Origin of the sequence: Kribbella sp. NPDC026611 (genome assembly GCF_040638345.1) — a bacterium.
GTDB lineage: Bacteria > Actinomycetota > Actinomycetes > Propionibacteriales > Kribbellaceae > Kribbella.
The window spans coordinates 54471-76504 of record NZ_JBEZYC010000012.1; the positions used below are offsets into that span (position 1 = coordinate 54471).

The 22034-nt window shown below is 67.6% G+C and carries 17 protein-coding genes; 6 read left to right on the plus strand and 11 right to left on the minus strand.

The window, feature by feature from the left end:
- Positions 1–21 precede the first annotated feature (21 nt).
- Entirely contained in the window at positions 22–735 is a 714-nt protein-coding gene (locus tag AB0E69_RS36285; protein ID WP_360157114.1) for a TetR/AcrR family transcriptional regulator, read from the plus strand.
- Positions 736–809: 74 nt separating this feature from the next.
- Here AB0E69_RS36285 and AB0E69_RS36290 read toward each other — a convergent pair whose 3' ends face one another.
- The 6 genes from AB0E69_RS36290 to AB0E69_RS36315 form a co-directional block, all read right to left on the minus strand.
- On the minus strand, positions 810–1616 hold the full coding sequence (locus AB0E69_RS36290) for a MerR family transcriptional regulator (protein WP_360157117.1): 807 nt from the start codon (positions 1614–1616) through the stop codon (positions 810–812).
- Positions 1617–1628: 12 nt separating this feature from the next.
- On the minus strand, positions 1629–3029 hold the full coding sequence (locus AB0E69_RS36295; protein ID WP_360157120.1) for an amidase family protein: 1401 nt from the start codon (positions 3027–3029) through the stop codon (positions 1629–1631).
- A gap of 33 nt (positions 3030–3062) precedes the next feature.
- Entirely contained in the window at positions 3063–3440 is a 378-nt protein-coding gene (locus AB0E69_RS36300; RefSeq protein ID WP_360157123.1) for an amidohydrolase family protein, read from the minus strand.
- A 703-nt stretch (positions 3441–4143) separates the two neighbouring features.
- Positions 4144–5637 carry a M20/M25/M40 family metallo-hydrolase gene (locus AB0E69_RS36305; protein WP_360157126.1) on the minus strand — a complete coding sequence of 498 codons (1494 nt, stop codon included), beginning with the start codon at positions 5635–5637 and terminating at the stop codon, positions 4144–4146.
- A gap of 37 nt (positions 5638–5674) precedes the next feature.
- A complete protein-coding gene (locus AB0E69_RS36310; protein ID WP_360157129.1) occupies positions 5675–6613 on the minus strand; it encodes an NAD(P)-dependent oxidoreductase in 939 nt (312 codons plus the stop codon).
- 48 nt (positions 6614–6661) lie between these two features.
- Entirely contained in the window at positions 6662–8074 is a 1413-nt protein-coding gene (locus tag AB0E69_RS36315) for a serine hydrolase (RefSeq protein ID WP_360157132.1), read from the minus strand.
- 35 nt (positions 8075–8109) lie between these two features.
- On the opposite strand from AB0E69_RS36315, the gene AB0E69_RS36320 reads away from it, so the two are divergent.
- Positions 8110–9009, plus strand: a complete 900-nt coding sequence (locus AB0E69_RS36320) for a diacylglycerol kinase family protein (protein ID WP_360157135.1) — start codon at positions 8110–8112, stop codon at positions 9007–9009.
- Positions 9010–9055: 46 nt separating this feature from the next.
- Here AB0E69_RS36320 and pulA read toward each other — a convergent pair whose 3' ends face one another.
- The 5 genes from pulA to AB0E69_RS36345 all read right to left on the minus strand — a co-directional run bounded on the left by pulA (position 9056) and on the right by AB0E69_RS36345 (position 17382).
- A complete protein-coding gene (gene pulA, locus AB0E69_RS36325) occupies positions 9056–14701 on the minus strand; it encodes a pullulanase-type alpha-1,6-glucosidase (RefSeq protein ID WP_360157138.1) in 5646 nt (1881 codons plus the stop codon).
- 72 nt (positions 14702–14773) lie between these two features.
- Positions 14774–15493, minus strand: a complete 720-nt coding sequence (locus AB0E69_RS36330; RefSeq protein WP_360157141.1) for a Sir2 family NAD-dependent protein deacetylase — start codon at positions 15491–15493, stop codon at positions 14774–14776.
- On the minus strand, positions 15490–16044 hold the full coding sequence (locus AB0E69_RS36335) for a GNAT family protein (protein ID WP_360157144.1): 555 nt from the start codon (positions 16042–16044) through the stop codon (positions 15490–15492). Before AB0E69_RS36335 ends, AB0E69_RS36330 begins: the two co-directional genes overlap by 4 nt.
- 13 nt (positions 16045–16057) lie before the next feature.
- Complete coding sequence (locus tag AB0E69_RS36340; protein ID WP_360157147.1) at positions 16058–16270, minus strand: sulfurtransferase TusA family protein; 213 nt, start codon at positions 16268–16270, stop codon at positions 16058–16060.
- Positions 16267–17382 carry an aminotransferase class V-fold PLP-dependent enzyme gene (locus tag AB0E69_RS36345; protein ID WP_360157150.1) on the minus strand — a complete coding sequence of 372 codons (1116 nt, stop codon included), beginning with the start codon at positions 17380–17382 and terminating at the stop codon, positions 16267–16269. The genes AB0E69_RS36340 and AB0E69_RS36345 overlap by 4 nt, the downstream gene beginning before the upstream one ends.
- A gap of 94 nt (positions 17383–17476) precedes the next feature.
- Between AB0E69_RS36345 and coxB the strand changes: the two genes are divergently transcribed.
- The 4 genes from coxB (at position 17477) to AB0E69_RS36365 (ending at position 21991) form a co-directional block, all read left to right on the plus strand.
- On the plus strand, positions 17477–18370 hold the full coding sequence (gene coxB, locus AB0E69_RS36350) for a cytochrome c oxidase subunit II (RefSeq protein WP_360157153.1): 894 nt from the start codon (positions 17477–17479) through the stop codon (positions 18368–18370).
- Positions 18367–20154: a cytochrome c oxidase subunit I gene (gene ctaD / locus AB0E69_RS36355; RefSeq protein ID WP_360157156.1), complete on the plus strand. Its 1788-nt coding sequence runs from the start codon at positions 18367–18369 to the stop codon at positions 20152–20154. Before coxB ends, ctaD begins: the two co-directional genes overlap by 4 nt.
- Complete coding sequence (locus AB0E69_RS36360) at positions 20151–20546, plus strand: cytochrome c oxidase subunit 4 (RefSeq protein ID WP_360157159.1); 396 nt, start codon at positions 20151–20153, stop codon at positions 20544–20546. Before ctaD ends, AB0E69_RS36360 begins: the two co-directional genes overlap by 4 nt.
- Before the next feature lie 200 nt (positions 20547–20746).
- On the plus strand, positions 20747–21991 hold the full coding sequence (locus tag AB0E69_RS36365; protein ID WP_360157162.1) for an Ig-like domain-containing protein: 1245 nt from the start codon (positions 20747–20749) through the stop codon (positions 21989–21991).
- Positions 21992–22034: the final 43 nt, after the last annotated feature.

Genomic DNA, 22034 nt, shown 5'->3' on the forward strand with positions numbered 1-22034 from the left:
GGCGTTCGCTACAGTGGTGACATGACCCAGTCGCCGTGGCAGCCAATCAGTCCCGCCAAGCCAGTGCGGACGCCGAAGGCGCCGCTCACCCGGGACCGGATTGTCGACGCCGCGATGCGGGTCCTGGTCGACCAGGGGTACGACGCGATCTCGATGCGGAAGATCGCCCAGGAGCTCGGCACCGGACCGGCATCGCTGTACGCGCACGTCGCGAACAAGCGCGAGCTCGACCAGCTGCTGGTCGACCGGGCGGCCGAGCAGATGAACCTGGGCGACGAGCCGGACCCGGCGCGCTGGCAGGAGCAGCTCAAGGAGACGATGCGCGAGCTGCTCCGGGTGCTGCGCGCGAACCCGGGCGTGGCCCGCGCCGCGATCGGGCAGGTCCCGCTGGGGGAGGCGGCGCTGCGGAGTACCGAGCGAATCCTCGGCCTGCTCAAGGCCGGAAACGTGCCGGACCAGGCGGCGGCGTGGGCAGTTGACCTGATCCCGCTCTACGTCACCGCGGTCGCGTTCGAGGAGACGATCCAGGGCGCCTCCGGCTGGAGCGAGGATGACCTGGAGAGATACATCACCGAGCTACGGACGTACTTCGCGTCGCTCCCGGCCGACCGCTTCCCACTGACCATGGCCCTGGCTACGTCCCTGACCACGGGCGCCACCGGCGACGAACGCTTCGAGTTCGGCATCACGGTCATCACGGCCGGGCTGGCCGCGCTGGCGTCGGGAACAGCGTGATGGTGCGGGCGTGATGGGCTTCGCATGCCGGACGGGACGCCGGTTGGCGTCTCCGTCCTGTGGCTCGCATTTGTTCAGGCGAGTGGTTCTTGGAGCTCGGTGACCCATTCGTCCGGGTTCTCGGGGATGTCCAGGTAGAGCTCTCGGGCGGGTTCGGCCGGCTGGTGGGAGTTGTCGGCCAGCCACAGCGCCAGGGCTTGCCAGGCGGGCAGGACCTGGTCGATCGCGCCACGGTGAACCAGCGTTGCCGCCTGCACTGCGGGCAGATCGATCACCTCGAGACCGTTCAAGTTGCTTCCGGCATCGACCGCGGCCGGGACCGTCGCCCGGACGACGACCTCGTCCTCAGCCTGTTCGTTCCGCGCGTACAAACAAGTCAACCGGCCCGATGGCCGCACGTCTGCACCCTCCAACCGCCGCCCCAGCTCGGCACACAACGGCCGCACCACCGGCGTGATGTCGTCCGGCGTGAAGCTCCCCGCGGTCGCCGTCAGCCCGACCAACCGCACCGCCGGCAATTCCTTCACCACAACGTCGAACTGCTCCGACTCCAGCCCGCGCAACCGCGACTCCACCTGCGTCAACCGCGACTGGCTCTCGGCAACAGCGGTCTCCAACTGCGCCCGCCGCAACGTCAGCATCGCCCGGAGCTCGGCCGGACCGACCTTGTCCGCGATCATCTCGCCGACCTGCTCGAGCGAGAACCCGAGCTCCTTCAGCGCCACGATCCGGTTGAGATCGGCGAGTTGCGCGGCGGTGTAACTGCGGTACCCGGTCGACGGATCGACGTACGCCGGTCGCAGCAGCCCGAGCGCGTCGTAGTGCCGCAGCATCCGGATCGACACCCGCCCGTGCCGCGCGAACTCACCGATCGCGAACATCCGCGTCTCCTCTCACGAAGCCAAGTGAACCAGCTCCGCGAACGTGATCGCCGTATCGTCCTCATGCCACGGCCCGATCACCTGCGCCCCGACCGGCAGCCCGTCCTCCGTCCGCCCGATCGGCATGTTCAACGCCGGGTGCCCCGTCAGCGACGCGTGGGCGATCCAGAACACCTGCGCGTTGTACTCCTGCTCGCCGTACGACGTCGCAATCTTCTCCACGTCATGCGGGAATGCGACCGTGAAGCTGGTCGGGCAGAGAAACACGTCAACGTCCTCGAAGTATCGCTGCCACCTGGCACGCGCCTGCATCCGTCGTCGCTCGGCGTCCGTCAGTTGCCCGAGTGTCAGTGAGCTCGGCTCGTCACCATGCATCGCGAAGAACAGCTCGACCTGCTCCCCGAACGCCTCCGCCTGCTCACCTGGATCGACGCCCTCCGGCCATCCCTCGACGAACTTCACCCCGCGACGCGCGAGCCGATCGATCGTGTCGGACAGCACATCGCCCACCTCACTCGAGACCCGCGCCGCGGGGTGATCCGTGACCACACCGACCCGGAAGTCCTCCAGCCGCCGGTGCCGCGGCGGCTGGAGCGTCCACGAGTACGGCGCCTCCGGCCCAGCTGTGAGGTTGAGCGCGAGCCGCAGGTCCTCGGCTGAGTTGGCCAGCGGCCCGAGCGTCGACAGATTGGGCAGCTCGCTCGGCAGGTACGGCGTACCCGGCACCTGGAACCCGCGGAGGTCGACGAGCCCGTTCGTCGGTTTGAGCCCGTACACGCCGCAGTACGCCGCCGGCAGCCGGATCGACCCGACCAGGTCACTTCCATACTCTAAGTAACTAAGTCCTGCCGCCAACGCCGCAGCGCCACCCCCGCTGGAGCCACCGGGCGTCCGAGTCACATCCGCCGGGTTATTGGTCCGCCCATAAACCTCATTCACCGTCCGCCCGAAGTCGGCCAGCATCGCGTGCACATTGCTCTTCCCAACCACCACCGCCCCCGCCGCCCGCAGCCGCTCAACCACAGCCGCGTCCCTCCCCGCCACAAACCGCCGAAACGCAGGATTCCCCCAAGTGGTAGCCATCCCCACCACATCAAAAGCCTCCTTAACCGTCACCGGCACCCCATGCAACGCCCCAACCCCCACGGCCCCAAGGCCGACCCCGTCCCCGCCGCCCCCGACACCCGCCGCATCCACCCGGCCATGACGGCTCCCCGTCGTACCGTCGTTCGCTGCGGCCAGAGCGGCGTCGGCTGCGTCTGCTTCTGCGAGCGCCTGTTCGGCGCGCGTTGCCACCACCGCGTTGATCGTCGTGTCGGCGGCGATCCGGTCGAGTAGTTCCTCGGTCAATTCGCGGGACGTGACCTCACCAGCTCGGATCCGCGCCGCCGCTTCCGTCGCTGTCATCATCATGCGACCGGTCTACGGTCTGACACTGTGTGAGAGTCAACGCCCGACCGCCACCCCGTCATGAAACACCTGCCGGACCCGCTCCTCGAGCGAACCGCAGTCCAGGCTCGTCCCGTCCAGCACCACCAGATCCGCCCGCTTCCCGACCGCGACCTCACCCCGGTCGTCATCGAGACCCAAGAGCCGGGCAGCATCGATCGTTGCCGCGCGCAACGCCCCGGCATCACCCAGCCCAGCCGCGGCCAGATGCTTCAACTCCGACAGCACCCCCGAGTGTGGCCGTACCGGATTGTCGCTCCCCATCGCGATCTGCACGCCCGCCTCGATCGCCAACCGCACCGACTCCCGATGCGCCTCGGCCGCGCCGTCAGGACCTTCGTCCGGAGCGGACTGCGTCACAGACAGCGTCGGCACGTACCAGGTACCAGGTACCAGGTACCAGCCTCCGCCATCGCCCCAGCCGCCGCATCCAGGTACACCCCATGCTCGACACTCGCCGCCCCCGCCCGCGCCGCTAGCTCGGCCGCCCGCGCACCACCACCGCTGGCGAAGCAGCCAGACACCAGCGAGCGTGTATGTGCGGCCTACCTGCATCAGCTCGTCAATCGGCGACAACTGGTCGGCGTATTCGCCTGGGTCGTGCCTCAGCCGGGACAAACAACAAGCGGTACACCTGAGGCGGCCAACGAAGTACGACGACGGCAGCGGCCACGATGGCGGTGACGACGAGCGCCGCGGATGTGTCGCTCGTACGCAGGTGAGCGAAGTACCGAGTGGTCGCAGGTCCAGCCCATCCACACAGCCAGCGCACCGCAGCTCCTGTCAAGCAGGCTCCTTCACAGACGCACCGTCTGCAGCTGCACACGGTCCGATCGCAGGCAGTGCACACAGTCGGATCGCAGATGGTGCGCACGGTCCGATCGCCGACAGCTCCAATGGCTCGGAACCACCACGTCCAAGGCCTTGCCTCTCAGCCAACGTGCAGCCCCCGCTGCACGAGACCAAGGAGCACCCGGGCCCGGCGGTGTTAGTGGCACGGGCTGGCGCGGTTAGGGCAGCCGGGCTGGCGGGGTTAGTGGCACGGGCTGGTGCGGTTAGTGAAGCCGGGCTGGGTCGGTTAAGTCAGTAGGCGGAGGGCGGTGAGGGTGTAGGTGCGGGCCGCGTGGAGTAGTTCGGCGATGGGGACGGACTCGTCGGCGCGGTGAGCTTGGGTGGTGACCGAGCCGGGGCCGAGGACGACGACTGGTACGTCGAGGTCGCGGGCGATGTAGCCGCCGTCGCAGGCGGCGGTCCATCCGGCGAGGGGGCGAGGGGTGCCACCGGCATCGACTCGGGCCGCCTCGGTGGTGCGCACGAGATCGGTGTCGGCGGGGGTTTCGAATGCAGGCATCTCCATGGGCATCGCGAGGCCGACAGTCAGACCGCGGTCTTCCAGCCGGAGTGCGGCGATCCGACGGCCAAGCTCGGCGAGTACTTCGGCGGGGGACTCGCCCGGCAGCAACCGCCGGTCGGCCACGATCACGCACTCAGCCGGCACGATCGAGCCGCCGGTGCCGCCGTTGATCTGTCCGACGCTCCAGGTCGCCGGTCCGAGCAACGGGTGTGGGGCGGTGGCGAGCTCCGCGTGCAGCCGCTCGATCTCCGCGATGATTGCGGAGGCGCCGTAGATGGCGTTCGCACCGCCGTCCGGGTTGCCCGCATGAGACGCCCGGCCGTGCACCTCAACCCGCAGGTACGAGTCACCCCGCGCCGCGATGATCGTTTGCATGTCTGTCGGTTCGGCGGTGATGCAGCCGAGGTACTGGGGGACCGGGCTGGGGTTTGTGTGAGGTTTCGCCCCTGTCCTTTCCGCTTCAAGTCTATCGAGTCCGGGGCCGGCGGGGCTGGCGCTATCCACAGGCGTCCGGTGGAGGGCGGGGTCCGCTTCGAGTCTGTCGAGTGCGGGGTTGGTGGGGCTGGCGATGTCCGCGGGTGTCTGGTGGTGGGTGGGGTGGGCTTCGAGTTTGTCGAGTGCGGGGTTGGTGGGGCTGGCGATGTCCGCGGGTGTCCGATGGAGGGCGGGGTCGGCTTCGAGGCTGTCGGGTCCAGGGTTGGCGGGGCTGGTGGTGTCCACAGGCGTTTGGCGGAGAGCGGCTAGGTATGCGCGGATGCCTTTGCCGGTTTCTTCTTCGTCTATTACTGCGGCGAGGGTGAGTGGTCCGGATAGGGGGGTGGTGCGTAGGGTGGCGAGGGTGGTTAGGGCGGCGGCTAGGCCTGCCTTCATGTCGGAGGCGCCTCGGCCGTAGAGGCGGTCGTCGCGGAGCAGTCCACCATACGGGTCTACGGTCCAGCCTTCGCCGATCGGGACCACGTCGGTGTGGCCGAGGAGGAGCAGGCCGGGGTTGTTGCCGCCGGCAAGGGTTATGGTGAGGTTTTCGCGGCCTGGTGCTACCGGGGTGAGGGTTACCGTGAGGCCCAGCGAGCGGGCCGCCTCGGCGAGGACGCGGACGGTGGCGGCTTCCTCGCCGGGCGGGTTTTGGCCGGGGGCCTGGATCAGGTCCCGGGTGAGGCGGACCAGTTGGTCCTCGTCGATCCGGGACAGGACCTCTGCTTCGGCGGGCGTCAGGCTCATACCCACCTAGGTTAGGTTCAGCAGCTGACCAAGCCCCTCACAGCCCAGTACGGAAACCTTCCCGCCACGACGCGTACCCGGGCTGCCAGCCGAAGGTGGCCTTCGCCAACGAGTTGTCCGCCCCGCGGATCTCCGTGAACGCCGCCACCCCCACATCACCGACCGCGAGCCGCCCGATCCACGCCGGCACGTGCCGCGGCGGCTTCGCGCCGAGGATCCGTGCGAACTCAGGCAACCACACGGCCACCTGAGCAGGATCATCGTCCGCGACGTGGAACACGCCGGTCACCGAGCTCTCGATCGCCTTCACGGTCGCGTCCGCGGCGTCGTCGTAGTGGATGAACGACCACACGCCGGTCCCGTCGCCGATGATCGGCAGCCGGCGCTTGTGGATCAGCTCGACCATCGAGCCGCCCTTGCCGATGTCGCCGGTCGGCCCGTAGAAGCTGGCGTACCGCAGTGCGACGCCCTCGATCCCGGAGGCGCCCAGTACCGCGGACTCCAGGTGCCGGATCCCCGCCATCGTCTGGCGCATCGCCGGCACCGGATCCGGGTCGAGCGGGTCCGCCTCGGTCTTCGTCGCGGATCCACCGTGCTGCAGGTTCCAGCCGGCGTACGACTGGACCACGAAACGCCGTACGCCGTACGCCTGGGACGCCGCGAGCAAGTTGTCCGTGCCCTCGGTGCGCAGCCGGTTCGTCATCGCGAAGCTGTCGTCGAAGTGCTTGAAGTCGATCCCGCCCTTGAGCGCCGTCATCTGATGAACGACGACCTCTGGACGCGCCGACTCCACCGCTGCCCGTACGGCGTCCGCGTCGAGCCCGTCCGCGAGTACGGCGTCCGCGCCGAAAGCACGCACCCCAGCGGCCGAGGACTCCGACCGGACCATCCCGGTCACCTCGTGCCCGGCCGCCAGGAGCTGCGGTACCAGCGACCGGCCCAGTCCGCCGGACGCACCTGCCACCAAGACCTTCATCTCATTCCTCCGTCATCGTGGGTACGACCCGGAGGACTCGCGGAGCCCTCAGCTTTGTGACATCGCCTCCGAAATCAGTGAGAAATCGAGCGGTCCGAACGACACATTGAGCTTCCCGTCGACCGTCATGGCGCCGTCGGCGACCCGGCAGGTGAGGGTCGCGGCGAACGGCGTGTCCACCCACCGCAGCGTCGCTACAAAGGCGTCGCCGTCGCCGTAGGCGCTGGTCACGACCCGCGCGCCGGTCTGAGCGCCCGCATCGTCGATCGCTCCGGGAGCCGACGTCTCACGCCACCCACCCGGGCCGCACACGACGTCATGCGGTCCATCGTCGCCCAGGTCGCGGAAGCTGAACGTCCCAGTGCCGTCCGCATCCAGTCGCACCGCGGTAAGTCCCGCCGGGTTGTCCGCCGCGAACTGGTACGTCGTCCCGTCGCCGCCGGCCGGCGCTGGTCCCGAGGGCGGGGCCAGCTCCACAACGGAAGGCCGTGAGACCTCCGGCACCTCCTTGCCCTCGAGCGCCGGGAGCAGGTGGTCCCAGACCGTGTCCAGGATCGCCTGCATGTCCCCGGTCGCCGCAGTGGTAACCAGAGCCGCGTCGTACTCCGGGAAGACGAGGATGAACTGACCAAAAGCACCGTCGCATCGGTACGTGTTGTGCCGCCCGCGCCAGAACTGGTAGCCGTACCCCTGCTGCCAGTCCGGGTTCTCCTGATTATCGTTGGGCACCTGTTTCGATGTGGCTGCCTCGAACCACTCGGCCGGCACCAGTTGCTGACCGTCCCACTCGCCGTGCTGCAGCAGGAGCTGCCCGAACACGGCCAGCGACTCCGTGCTCAAGCTGAGCCCCCAACCACCGACGACGATGCCCTCCTTCGACACCTGCCAGATCGCCTCGCTCATGCCGAGCGGCTCGAACAGCCGTGGCTTGAGGTAGTCGAGCAGGCTCTCACCGGTCAGCTTCTGCAGGATCGCCGACAGCATGTACGTCGCACCGCTGTTGTAGACGAACACCGTGCCCGGCTCGTGCTGCACCTCCAGCCCGAGGAAGGTCTTCACCATCCGGCGGTCCCGGCTGAGCGCGGCGACGGTGTCCTCGTCGTGCCCGGTCGTCATCGTCAGCAGGTGCCGGACCTTCATCGCGGCCAGGTTGTCGCTGATCGTCTCCGGCAGCACGTCGGCGTCGAAGAACGAGACCACCGCGTCGTCCAGCGAGAGCAGCCCGGCGTCGACCGCCAGCCCGATCGCGGTCGAGGTGAAGCTCTTCGACACCGAGAACAGCAGGTGCCGGTCGTCGAGCCGGTACGGTGTCCACGCCTCCTCGAGCACCACGTGCCCGTGGCGCACCAGCATCACGGTCTGGATCTCCGGGCCGCCCGCGTCCAAGGCCCCGACGAACGCGTCGAGGGCGGCCGCGGACAATCCCTGTGCTTCTGCGGTACTCCGTGGAAGTCTGCTCACTCCAGCAAGCTATCTCCCCGAACGGACAAAATCAGGTGAGTCCTACCAGGCGGGCAGCCGTCATCCTCAATCCCGTCAAGATTCCTGACACCGAGGCGTTCCGCCGGACCGTCGACGCCGCGTTGTCGGACCGGGGTTTCGACGACTCGGTCTGGCTCGAGACGACCGAGGACGACGCCGGTTTCGCGATGGCGCGGGAGGCAGTCGAGGAGAAGGTGGACCTGGTCGTGGTCGCCGGCGGCGACGGCACCGTCCGCGTCGTCTGCGCGGAGCTCGCGGGGAAGAAGATGCCGGTGGCGGTCCTGCCGGCCGGCACCGGGAACCTGCTGGCCCGCAACCTGGGCATATCCCTCGACCTGGACATCGCCCTGGTCGAGCTCCTCGGCGGCCACGAGCGTCAGATCGACAGCGTCCGGATCGAGGGTGACGATCTCCCGGAGGACCGGTTCGTGGTGATGGCCGGACTCGGCCTCGACGCGGCGATCATCGCGGACGCCCCCGACGAGCTGAAGAAGCGCGTCGGCTGGGCGGCGTACGTCGTCTCCACGCTGAAGAACCTGAACCATCCCTTCGTCCACGTGCAGATCACCGTCGACGACCAGCCGCCGGTACGCCGCCGCGCGCGCACCGTGGTGATCGGCAACGTCGGCACCCTGCAGGCGAACATCCCGCTGCTCCCGGACGCGACGCCCGACGACGGCACCATCGACCTGGTCGTCGTCGCCCCGCGCCGGCTCAGCCACTACCCGCGGCTGCTGCTCGGTCTGGTGGTCAAGGCCATCCACGAGCAGCACGTCGAACGCTTCACCGGCAAGCGCATCCAGGTCCGGGCGGAGAAGACCGTACGGCGGCAGCTCGACGGCGACACCATCTCCGACGGCCGCTTGCTGACCGCAGAGGTCGACCCCGCTGCACTGGTCGTCCGCGTCCCCTGACGTGGGGCAGCCACCTCCTGAGGCGCAGGAGGTGGCTGCGTGACCTCTAGTGCTGCACGAGTACTGCGACAGTCCGCGCCGGCACCGTCACCGTCCCCGCCGACCAGGTGGTCTGCTTGACCACCGGGTCAGACCCACCGGCCTGCACCGGCGACAGCGAGAGGTTGGCACCAGCCATCCCCGGCAGCTGCTGGCTCACACTGGAGCCGGTCGAGTTGAACACCACGACCACACCCTTCAGTCCTGGGTCAACATTGGGTCCGACAGTGTCGTCGATGCGCATCGTGATGACACCAGGAGTCGTTCCGCTGAGGGGGAAGCTGACCTTCTGATTGATCAACGCAGCCGAACCGAGCCGGAACAACGGCGTGGAGAACCGCAGCTTCAGCAGGTCGTCCGCAGCGGCTGAGGCGGTGGTGACATCGGTAGCTGTCGGCTTGAGAGCAGCATCACCCAGTAGTGGCTTCATGTACGGCCACTTGGCCTCGTTGTCCGCCTTCGGTGGGAGCCCGTGCCCGAAGCCGTTGTCCCCACCGGTCCAGTCGAGCAGGTTGAACCAGTCACCGGAGTCGTACGAGTTCCGGTCCAGCGACTTGCTCCGCAGCATGTCCGCGCCGGCATGCCAGAACGACGGCGTCTGCGCCAGCGCGGTCGTGGCCAGCGACAGCGTGTTCATCCGGATCCGGTCCGGCATCGCCATGCCAGTAGGCAGCTTGTACGTCAGCGTGTCCCACAGCGTCTCGTTGTCGTGGGCGTCGACGTAGCTGATCACCTCGTCCGGCTGGTCGGCGTACCCGGCCGGTGTGCCGTTGTAGTCGACGCCGTCGCCGCGCACCGTCGTACCGGACTCCGCGGAGCGGAACGTGAACGACCGGAGGTTGCCGGCCAGGCCGAGCTGCACCAGGTCGGTGTCGTGGGCGAGTCGCTTGGCCCGCTCGTCCGCCGTACCGTTGATCGGGTCGCCGTTCGGGTCGCTCGCCGCGCCGGAGCCGAAGCCCTGGATCCGCGGGTTGTCGTCGAACGGGCCGCCGCCGCGGACCGCGTCGCGCATCCGGTCCGAGAAGGTGCCGATCCCGGTGCCGCCGAGGTTGCCCTGCCGAGCCTGGACGAACAGCGCGTCGTCCGCGACCTCGCCGAAGTTCCAGCCCTCGCCGTACAGGTAGATCGACTTGCCGTCGACGCCGTCCTTGGCGAGTGTCAGCTGGTCGAGCGCGGCCCGGACCTTCAGCATGTTCGCCTTGCTGTGGTGGCCCATCAGGTCGTAGCGGAAGCCGTCCACGTGGTAGTTGCGGGCCCAGCTGACGGTCCCGTCGACCATGATCTTCTCGGCCATCGCGTGCTCGGTCGCGATGTTGCTGCAGCAGGTCGAGTTCTCGACCTTGCCGGTGGCGTTGAGTCGCTGGTAGTACCCCGGCACGATCTGGTCGAGCACGGACGTCGGCGCCTGCCCGGCCGCCGGCGTGTGGTTGTAGACCTGGTCGAGCACCACTCGCAGACCGGACTTGTGCAGCCCGCCGACCATCGTGCGGAACTCAGCTACGCGCGGCAGCCCGTCCTTCTGGGTCGCGTAGGAACCCTCCGGTGCGAGCCAGTGGTAGGGGTCGTAGCCCCAGTTGAAGCCGTCCTTCGCGGCTACCGCGGTCACACAGGCCTGCTGCTGGTCGGAGTCCGGCGGCAACGCCTTCAGATCACACGCCGGTGTCTGCTGGCCCGTCTCCGGGATGGAGGCGATGTCGAAGGTAGGCAAGAGGTGCACTGTGTTGAGACCTGCTTGGGCCATCGCCCGCAGGTGCTTGGTCCCGTTGCCTTCGTCCGCGAAAGCCAGGTACGTCCCTCGGTGCGCAGCCGGTACCGAGTTGTCGCTGATCGAGAAGTCCCGGACGTGCAACTCGTAGATGGTCGAGTCGACGCCCCGTGCCAGCCTGGGCGACGGGGTCTTGATCCAGAGCGTCGGCTTGCCCGCTGGGTCGTTCAGGTCAGCGGCCACGGAGTACGTCGAGTCCGTGGTGAGCGCGACGGAGTACGGGTCCGTGACGACGTTTGTCTCGACCTTTCCGGTACTGGGCGCGTAGACAGTGACCTCGAAGCGGTACGAGGCGTCTTTCATGGAGCGGGACCCGGTGATGGCCCAGGACCCATCCGAAGAGCGGTGCATTTGCAGTGCCGATGAGCCGACCAAGAGCCTCACGTTCTGAGCCGTCGGGGCCCACAGGGTGAAGGTGGGTTTGCCGGCTTGCCAGGTGACGCCGTAGGAGCCTCCAGCAGCAGCTTTATAGACGTCGTCCAGGACACCAGGGATCTGTACGCCGGTAGCGTCCAGCAGACGGCCCACGTCGTCGTACTGCGCCAGCCCCAGCTGCCCGGTGAGGATCTTTGCCACGTCGCCGTGATCCAGGCGGAGCGTGGTGTACCCCGGCTTCACCTCAGTGGGGTCGTAGCGCAGGCCGACCGACGAGCCGCCGATGTCGTCCGCGTCGATCTTCAGCGACCCGGTAGTGGACCAGTGCAGCCGCCAGCGCGACCGCTCCGGGTGAGCAACCGCAGGTACGGCGAGCGTGTTCCGGTCGAGCCAGTACGCCTTTGCCTGCGACAGGTCCGGCGTCGCACCCGGCTTGGACGTCGTCACCGTGAACTGGTGCGTCGCCAGCACGTACGAGAACGTGACGACCAGCCCGTCACTCGGCACCGAGACCGGTACGTTGTTCGCCGGGTAGCTCTCGTCCCAGGACAGGTTGTGCGCGACCTTCGCCTCATAGTTGCCCGCTCCCAACTCGCTGGTGGACCACGTGTAGGTCCCGTCGCCGTCCTCGTCGGTCAACCAGGGTCGCATGCACGACGGATCCCAGTCGGCCGGACAGCCGAGCTCGGACTGGAACGAGCCGGGCACGGTGATGATCGGTCCCTGCGCACTGGACGTGACGTAGTGCCGGCCGTGCTCGTAGTAGAAGGTGACTGGTCCGTTCGGTGCGGTGTAGGAGATGTTGGCGCCGTTCGGTACCCCACCTGCGCCGTAGTTCTCGTCCCAGGTCTTGTTGATCGCCGCCTTGTAGGCGTGCTCACCAGCCGGGAGCGTGTAGGTGCCCTTCCACACCTTGTCCTTCGGGTCGAGCGTCAGCTGCGCCTGGTCGCAGTCCGGCGACCAGTCCGCCAGGCAGCCCATCTCGGAGTTGTGGTCGCCCGGCACGCTGACGTTGGCCGGCTGCACGACCGGACCGGTGCCACCGCCGCCACCACCCGGTGCGGCAGCGTCCCCGACCACGCCGTACGACCCGGAGACCGAGTAGTTGCCCGACACGTCGCGCAGTACGGCGCGGTACTCGAGCAGGGTGCCCTTCGGCAGCGCGGACACGTCCTGGAAGACCCGGTACGGCGCGTTGTCGTCGGAGCCGAGCCGCTGCCATGCCGTCGTACCCACTGGGCGGTAGCCGAAGGTCACGGTCACCGGGGTGTTCTCCGGTACGGCCGCACCGATCTCCGCGCGTCCACCGACCGTGGCACCGAGCTCTGGCGAGCTCATGTAGACCGCAGGTGCCTTCGACCGCGACGGGACCTCGTTCTGAGCCTGGTAGACCGTCACGGAGAGCGGCGCCTGGCTGAGGACCACACGACCCTCACGGTCCGTCTTGACTGGCGTTGACCCGCCGTAGACCGGCTTGAGCCAGGTGTTGGGCCCGTACGTCGGCACTGTCGCCGACGCCGCCGTCTTGGAGTTGTTCGCGACGACCAGGTACTCGACGTTGTCGCTGCCGAGCCGGCTGAACGCGTAGAGCCCGTTGCTGTTCGACGAGTACCGGTGCACCTGCCGCCCGTCGGACAGCGCCGGGTACTTCGCCCGCAGCTTCTCCAGCGCCGCGATCTGCTGGTACATGGGCGCGTTGACGTCGTACCGGTCCTTGCTGCCGATCGTGGTCGTACCGGTGCCGTCCACGACCTCGTCGTCCGCATAGTCGGCCGTCTTGGTCGCGAACATGTCCTGCCGCGCGTCCTTGTCCCCGCCCGGACCGGTGAAGCCCTGCTCGTCGCCGTAGTAGATGACCGGCTGACCGCGGGTCAGGAACATCAGGGAGTGCGCCAGCTTGTCCCGCGCGAGCAGCTCCTGGCCGGTCGCCCCGTTCTGCTTGAGGAACATGCCGACGCGGCCCATGTCGTGGTTGCCGAGGAACGTCGGCAGCTCGTACGCGTTGGAGTCGCCGTCGGTGTAGTAGTCGTCGTCCGCGTAGAAGTCGCGCAGCTTGGTACTGGGATCGCCCTTGGCGTAGGCGACCGCGCTCTGCTGGAAGCCGAAGTCGAGCGTGGCCTGCAACGCGCCCTTGGTGGTGTACGTCGACATGAACTGCGGGTTCGCGTCGAAGACCTCGCCGAACATGAAGAAGTTCTTGGATCCCGCACCGCGCGCCGCGGCCAGGATCTGCGGCGAGAACTTCTGCCAGAACTCGATGTTCACGTGCTTCACGGTGTCGATCCGGAACCCGTCGATCCCGAACTCGGCCCAGGTCTTGTAGACGTCGATCATCCCGTCCCGGACCTTCGGCTGCTCGGTGAACAGGTCGTCCAGCCCGACGAAGTCGCCGTACTCCGCGCTCTCGCCGGCGAATGTGGAGTCGCCGCGGTTGTGGTACAGCGTCGGGTCGTTCAACCAGGCCGGGACCTTCACCGTCTCGTCGGCCGGGGTGCGGAAGACCGGGACGTTCGGGAAGGAGGTGTTCCGGTCGAGCGGCGGGAAGGTGTCGCCGCCGGCGTACTGCTTGTCGTCGAAGACGTTGCCCTGGGCATCCTTGTACGGGACGGTCGACTTCGGGATGTAGCCGTACTGGTGGGACTGGTAGTCGATCACGTCCGCGGTGTGGTTGGTGATGATGTCGAAGAAGACCTTCATCCCCTTGCGGTGCGCGAGGGCGATCAGCTGCTTCATGTCCGCGTTGGTGCCCAGGTGCGGGTCGATCTGGGTGAAGTCGGTGATCCAGTAGCCGTGGTACCCGGCGCTGACGTCGGCGCCGGAGCCCTGGACCGGGCGGTTCTTGAACGACGGGGTCAGCCAGATCGACGTCGTCCCCAGCGACTTGATGTAGTCGAGCTTCTGCATCACGCCGGCCAGGTCGCCGCCGTGGTAGAAGCCCTTGTCGGTCGGGTCCAGACCGGTCTGCAGCCGGTCCCCGGTCAGACCGCCGGAGTCGTTGGACTTGTCGCCGTTGGCGAACCGGTCCGCCATCAGGAAGTAGAACCGCTCCTTGGTGAGGTCCTTGCGCAGGCTCGGCGTCGACAACGTCTTGTCCGCGGCCGTGACCGTCGAGCCGGCCAGCTCGACCGGCTTCACCGTCACAATGTGACTAGTGTCGTCGTAACTAAACTGGAGCTTGGCCGGTCCCTCGATCCGCAACGGCATGTTCGGACCGTTCAGCACCCCACCGGCGCCGTAGTTCTCGTCCCAGCTCTTGTTGACCGTGACCTTGTACTCGTACGACCCGGCCGGCACGTCGAACACCTTCGTGTACGGCGCACTCGCCCCCAGACTGCTCGCGTCGCACCCAGGGTCCCAGTCACCCGGGCAGCCGAGCTCGCTCTGCAGCGACCCCGCCAGCGTGATCACCCGGTCCGCGGCGACTTGCGCCGGCGCGGGTGTCGCCGTACCGAGCCCGAGCACACCCAGTGCCAGCGCGGTCACAGCAGCTGTCCATCGTCCGTACCTGCTCATCAGGGCACCCCTCCCAGCCGAACCTGCCGGGGACGCTAGTCAACGGTTCGGAACAGCGGAAGGGTTTGAACGTCACAAGTCGAACAGAGCCGGGAGAGTGGTCTCGATCGGCGTGCTCAGGATCGTGGTGGCCTGCTCGTCGTACGGCGTGGGCTCGGCGTTGACGATGATCAGCGGCTTGCCGAGCGACAGCGCGATGTCGCAGAGCCCGGCGGCTGGGTAGACCTGCAGGGACGTCCCGATGGCCACGAAGACGTCAGCGGCTTCAGTAGCAGCAACGGCTCGGTCCAGAACGGCCCGGTCGAGCGACTGGCCGAAGGAGACCGTCGCTGACTTCAGTACGCCGCCGCACACCTCGCAGGCCGGGTCCTCTTCACCGGACTCGAGCCGGGGGAGTACGTCGGCCATCGGGACGCGCCGGCCGCAGTCGAGGCAGTCGACGTACCAGACCGTGCCGTGGAGCTCGTGCACCAGCTCTGGTGACGAGCCGGCCTTCTGGTGGAGGCCGTCCACGTTCTGCGTGACCAGACCGGTCAGCCGGCCTTGGCGCTCGAGCTCTACCAGGGCCAGGTGGCCTGCGTTCGGCTCGGCGGTCCAGGCCGGTGCGGACAGGCGATGCTTCCACGCCTCCACCCGCACCTGGCGACTGGCGACGTACTCGTCGATGTCGAACAGCGCCTGCGCCGCCGGGTTCTTCGTCCACACTCCTTGCGGGCCGCGGAAGTCCGGGATCCCCGACGCGGTCGAGATCCCCGCCCCGGTGAGCACAGCGACCCGCCCAGCCCCGATCACTCGGCTGCTGCTTTCCAGTCCTGGGCCACCACGGACATCACCATTTCGTCCACCCATTCGCCGTCCCACAGGAGAGCGTCCCGCAGTACACCCTCCACAGTGAACCCGGCCTTCTCGTACGCCCGCTGCGCCCGCGGGTTGAACGCATACACGCCAAGGCTGATCCGGTGCAGCCCGATCTGCTCGATCCCGTACCCGACGATCAGCCGCGTCGCTTCAGTGCCCAGCCCACGTCCCTGGCCAGCCGGGCCGATCAGGATCCGGAAGTTGCAGCTCTGGTTGTCGGGATCCCAGTCGTTCAGCACTGCCTCGCCGACCACCTCACCGGAGGCCTTGTCGACGATGGCCAGGTCCAGCCGGTCGGTCTGGTACTTCCGCGTCCGGTACCACTGCCGGGCCTTCTCCTCACCGATCTCCCCGTGGCTCCCGGTCAGCCGGGTCACGTCCGGATCGGCCATCGCGGCGGCCAGCGCATCGTAGTCACCCTCGTCCACCGGCCGCAGGACCACCAGGTCGCCGGTCAGCGTCGGCTTGTGCGCGAACTCGGTCACGAGAGGCAGTCTGTCAGCTGACCCGCCGGACGACATACGAATTGCTGTCGGCCGACACCAGCTCCTGCGACCGCATCCGGCACCACGCCGGGATGTCGGTGGCCGCCGCCGGGTCGTCGGCCAGCACAGTGACGGTGTCGCCGACGGCGACGGTCGGTAGCGCTTTGGCCAGTCTGATCACGGGCAGTGGGCACAGCAGCCCGCGGCAGTCCAGCTCCACACTCACATCCCTACCTCCGCCCTGATCCGCGCCACGATCCCCGGCAGCACCGCGCAGAAGCGGTCGACATCCTCGTATGTCGTGACGCGCCCCAGCGACACCCGCACGTTGCCGTGCGTCAACACACCCATCGCCGCCAGGACATGCGACGGCTTGAGCGTGCTCGACGTACAAGCGGATCCACTGGACACAGCGAACCCCTCCGCATCCAGTGCAGTGACCAACGCCTCTCCATCCACGTAGAGGCAGGAGAACGTGAGGATGTGTGGCAGACGGTCCAGGGCGTCGCCGACGACTTCGACATCCGGCACATCCGTCGCCACCCGGTGCCGCACCTCATCTATCCAGGCCCGGTGTCGCGCGTTCACCTCCTCGGCCTCAGCCAGCCGTGCCTGGAGCGCAGCAGCCGCAGCCAGCGCGTTGGGTACCGAAGGGAAGCCGGGGGAGAGCCCGTCCTCCCGCTCGTCCATCGGCCACTCCGGCACGATCCGCGTCCTCTTGCGCACCGCCAGCAACCCCACACCGGCCGGCCCACCCCACTTGTGCGCACTGGCCGCCAGAGCCGACCACCGCTCGGGTACTAGCTCGTGCCCGATGGAGGCGGACGCGTCAACAAACAGCGGTACGTCGCCACACGCCGCAGCCAGCTCCGCGACGGGCTGACGCGTCCCCACCTCGTGGTTGGCGGACTGAACAGCAGCCACGGCCACGCCAGGTCGCCGTACTGCGTCTTTGAAGGCGTCCTGATCTACCCGGCCGCGAATGTCCACGCCGACCTCAACACCCTCAGACCCAGCACTGTGCAGCACAGCGGAGTGCTCGACGGCAGAGTGGACGATCGTGGAGCCGACGCGGCGTCTGGCTGCCCGGAGAGCGGACAGGCCGGTGTGGATGGCCGACGTACCCGAGGTGGTCAGGTAGAGCTCGTCCGGACGGATGCCGACCGCCTCCGCGAGGACCGCCCGGGCGTTGTCCAGCAAGAGCCTGGCTGTCCGGCCCTCGTGGTGCAGACGGACCGGATCGGCCCAGCCGGAATCCACTGCCGACAGCAACATTTCCCGTGCCGCGGGGTGCATCGGCTCGGCCGATGCGGCGTCGAGGTACGCGCGGTCTGTCACGGTCGAAACGCTAAGCCCTACCTATGCGCGGAAGCGGAAAGGGTGTCCAGTAGGGTTTGGCTGTCAGTCTCACTTGGGAAGGGAAAGGCGCCCCGTGGGTTCGAACGGCACGCCCGGAGTGGAGGAGCGACCGGCAGGTTCTGCCGGCGCCACACGGCCGGGGAAACGACGCCTGCTGGTCGGTACGGCGGTGGTGCTCGGCACCCTGCTGCTGACCGGTTGTTCGTCGGCGACCACTGAGCAGTGGAAACGACTTGGTCTCCCCGTCGGCGCGTCGGACCGCACCGAGCAGGTCCGGAGCCTCTGGATCGGTGCCTGGATCGCCGCCCTCATCGTCGGCGTGATGGTCTGGGGCCTGATCCTGTGGGTCTCCGTGCGCTACCGCAAGCGCACCGACGAGGCACCGAAGCAGGTCAGGTACAACCTCCCGCTGGAGGTGCTCTACACCCTGGCGCCGTTCGCGATCATCGGTGTGCTCTTCTTCTACACCGTCGAGCACGGCAACAAGATCACGGCGATGTCGAGCAGCCCGCAGCACACCGTGAACGTGGTGGGCCAGCAGTGGCAGTGGACCTTCAACTACAAGGACACCGTCGACGGGCAGCAGGGCGTCTGGGAGACCGGCACGCTCGACAAGCCGGCCCAGCTGTGGCTGCCGGTGAACGAGTCGGTCCACTTCGACCTGACCTCGCCGGACGTGATCCACTCGTTCTGGGTGCCGTCGTTCTACTTCAAGCTCGACGTCATCCCGGGCCGGACCAACAAGTTCGAGCTGACCCCGACCAAGACCGGCACCTTCGCCGGTAAGTGTGCGGAGCTCTGCGGCCTCTACCACAGCCGGATGGTCTTCACCGTCAAGGTGGTCAACCGCGACGAGTACGACGCGCACCTCAAGGAGCTGGCCGCGAAGGGCCAGACCGGGGCCGCCACGGGTGGCTCCAACGCCACCACGATTCCCGGTCACGGGGAGCAGGAGGGCGGGAAATGACCGACTTTGCCGAGCGCACCGGCGCCATCGGTGCCACCAGCACGCTGCCGCGGCGGCGTTCCAAGGGCGCGATCCTGGTCAAGTGGATCACCACCACCGACCACAAGCTGATCGGGCACATGTACCTGATCACCTCGTTCGTGTTCTTCCTGATCGGCGGCGTGATGGCGCTGTTGATCCGGGCCGAGCTGGCCAAGCCGGGCCTGCAGATCGTGAACGAAGAGGTCTACAACCAGCTCTTCACCATGCACGGCACGATCATGCTGCTGCTGTTCGCGACCCCGCTGTTCGTCGGCTTCGCGAACGAGATCATGCCGATCCAGATCGGCGCGCCGGACGTCGCGTTCCCGCGGCTGAACATGTTCAGCTACTGGCTGTTCCTGTTCGGCGGCACGATCACGATCAGCGGCTTCTTCACCCCGGGCGGCGCGGCCGACTTCGGCTGGTTCGCCTACTCCCCGCTGTCCAACGCGGTCCGCTCGCCGGGCGTCGGCGGTGACCTGTGGATCATGGGCCTGTACCTGGCCGGTCTGGGCACGATCCTCGGTGCGGTCAACTTTGTCACCACCATCATCACCATGCGGGCACCGGGGATGACGATGTTCCGGATGCCGATCTTCACCTGGAACATCCTGGTCACCTCGATCCTGGTGCTGATCGCCTTCCCGATCCTGGCCGGCGCGCTGCTGATGCTGGAGGCGGATCGAACGCTCGGGGCGCACGTCTTCGACGCCGGGAACGGCGGGCCACTGCTGTGGCAGCACCTGTTCTGGTTCTTCGGGCATCCCGAGGTCTACATCATCGCGCTGCCGTTCTTCGGCATCATCACCGAGATCCTGCCGGTGTTCAGCCGCAAGCCGGTCTTCGGCTACATCGGCCTGGTCAGCGCGACCCTGGGCATCGCGGTCCTGTCGGTGGCGGTCTGGGCGCACCACATGTTCGTCACCGGTGCGGTGAACCTGCCGTTCTTCTCCTTCATGACGTTCCTGATCGCGGTCCCGACCGGGGTGAAGTTCTTCAACTGGATCGGCACCATCTGGGGCGGGTCGGTGTCGTTCGACACCCCGATGCTCTGGTCGCTGGGCTTCCTGACCACCTTCCTCTTCGGCGGTCTGACCGGCATCATCCTGGCCTCGCCGGCGCTGGACTACCAGCTGTCCGACTCGTACTTCGTGGTCGCGCACTTCCACTACGTCGTCTTCGGCACGGTCGTGTTCGCGATGTTCGCCGGGTTCTACTTCTGGTGGCCGAAGTTCACCGGCCGGATGCTCGACGAGCGCCTCGGCAAGCTGCACTTCTGGCTGCTGTTCATCGGCTTCCACACCACGTTCCTGGTGCAGCACTGGCTGGGCGTCGAGGGCATGCCGCGGCGCTACGCGTCGTACGGCGCCAACGAAGGCTTCACCACGCTGAACGAGGTGTCCAGCGTCGGCGCCTTCATCCTCGGCCTGTCGATGCTGCCGTTCTTCTACAACCTCTACAAGTCGCGCAAGTCGCCGCTGGTCGGCGTCGACGACCCGTGGGGCTGGGGCCGCTCGCTGGAGTGGGCGACCAGCTCGCCGCCGCCGCGGCACAACTTCGAGAAGCTGCCGCGGATCCGGTCGGAGTCCCCGGCGTTCGACCTGCACCACGCCGACCTCGCGCTGGCGGAGTACTCCGACAACCGGGCCGGCAAGGACAACCTGCTGGACGCCGGTGACGACGCCGGCCGGGTGGACCACCTGGTCGAGCAGGCCGGGGCGGACCAGACCGGTACCGAGACCGACGGGAAGGACAAGGCGTGAAGGTCGAAGCCTGGGTCTTCGGGATCCTGACCGTGTTCGTGCTGGTCGTCGCGCCGATCTACTGGCTGATGTCCGACGACCCCACTGGTACCACCGCGCTGGTGATGACGTTCTTCCTGGCGCTGCTGGTGACGTTCTACCTCAGCGTCACCGGGCGCCGGATGGACGAGCGCCCGGAGGACCGCAAGGAAGCGGAGATCGTCGAAGGAGCCGGCGAGCTCGGCTTCTTCCCGCCGCACTCGTGGTGGCCGCTGTGGTGCGGGGTGACGATGGCCGTGGTCGCGCTCGGGATCGTCTTCGGCTGGTGGCTGTTCATCGTCGGCTGCGGCGTCGGCATCATCACCCTGAGCGGCTTCATCTTCGAGTACTACCGAGGTGACCACGCTCACTAGTTGAGCCTCGTACGAAAAACCGCCGCCGGGCGCGAACCTGGCGGCGGTTTCGTACGTCTTCAGTAGTGGTTCCAGGTACGGATCGTTGTGGTCCGTACCACTCCGGGCGGCGATGCGCTGCCACGGTAGACCGCCGCGGCAGGTTACCCTTGCGGCGGTTTGACTAAACAGGGGAGATCTGGGGAATGGTGAGCGGTTCGGTGAGGAAGCACGGCCTTGCCGTGGCGGGAATCTGCGTCCTGCTGCTGGCCGGTACGGCGTGCAGCGACACAAAGGCCGGCGGGGGTAACGGCGGCGACTCGAAGCCGTCTACGTCGACCACGCAGAGCAGCGGTACGCCGGGCGCATCCAGCTCCCCGGGTAGCTCGACGACCCCCTCGGACGACCCGGACACGAGCCTTGCGATCGTGCCGGCCAAGGGCGCGACCTCGGTCAAGCCCGACCAGCCGGTGACGGTGACCACGACCGGCGGCAAGCTGACCGCGGTCACGGTGAAGGACGACGACGGCGACGAGCTCGAGGGCAGCTTCAACGCCGACAAGACCCAGTGGACGTCGCTGCCCCAGCTCAAGCCGGGTGCGTCGTACACGGTGAGCGGTTCGGCCGAGGGCACCGACGGTGCGACCGTGCCGATCAGCTCGACGTTCACGACCCTGAAGTCGGGCAAGAGCCTGAAGGCCTCGGTCGTCCCGCTGAACGGCGAGACCGTCGGCGTGGCGCTCCCGGTCCAGATCTTCTGGAACCACCCGGTCAAGGACCGCGTGGCGGTGGAGAAGCGGCTCTCGGTGAAGACCTCGGTCCCGGTCGTCGGCAGCTGGCACTGGGTGAGCAGCACGCAGGTCAACTACCGCCCGCGCGACTACTGGCCGGCCGGCGCGAAGGTGACGGTGAACATCGACACCCAGGGCGTCAACGCCGGGAACAACACCTGGGGCTCGAGCGGGCGCAAGATCGCGTTCAGCATCGGCAAGTCGGTGGTCAGCAAGGTCGACGTCAAGCGGCATGTGATGACCGTGACGATCAACGGCAAGCTGGCCCGGACCATCCCGATCACCGCCGGCAAGGAGGGCTTCACCACCCGCAGCGGCGTGAAGGTGATCATGGAGAAGTTCACCACCAAGCGGATGGACGCGGCGACGGTCGGCATCAAGCCCGGCGACCCGAACTACTACAACATCCCCGACGTGAAGTGGGCCCAGCGCGTCACCAGCTCCGGCGAGTTCATCCACGGCGCCCCGTGGTCCGGCGGCAGCCAGGGCAGCGAGAACGTCAGCCACGGCTGCGTCGGCATGAGCCTCGCCAACGCCCAGTGGTTCTACAACCAGACCCTCCGCGGCGACCCCGTCATCGTCACCGGCACCGCCCGCCACATGGAACCAGGCAACGGCTGGACCGACTGGAACACCACCTGGGCCGCCTACAAGTCAGGCTCCGCCCTCTCCTAACCGAGAGAACCAAAAACAAAAGCAAGAATAAAAGCAAGAACAA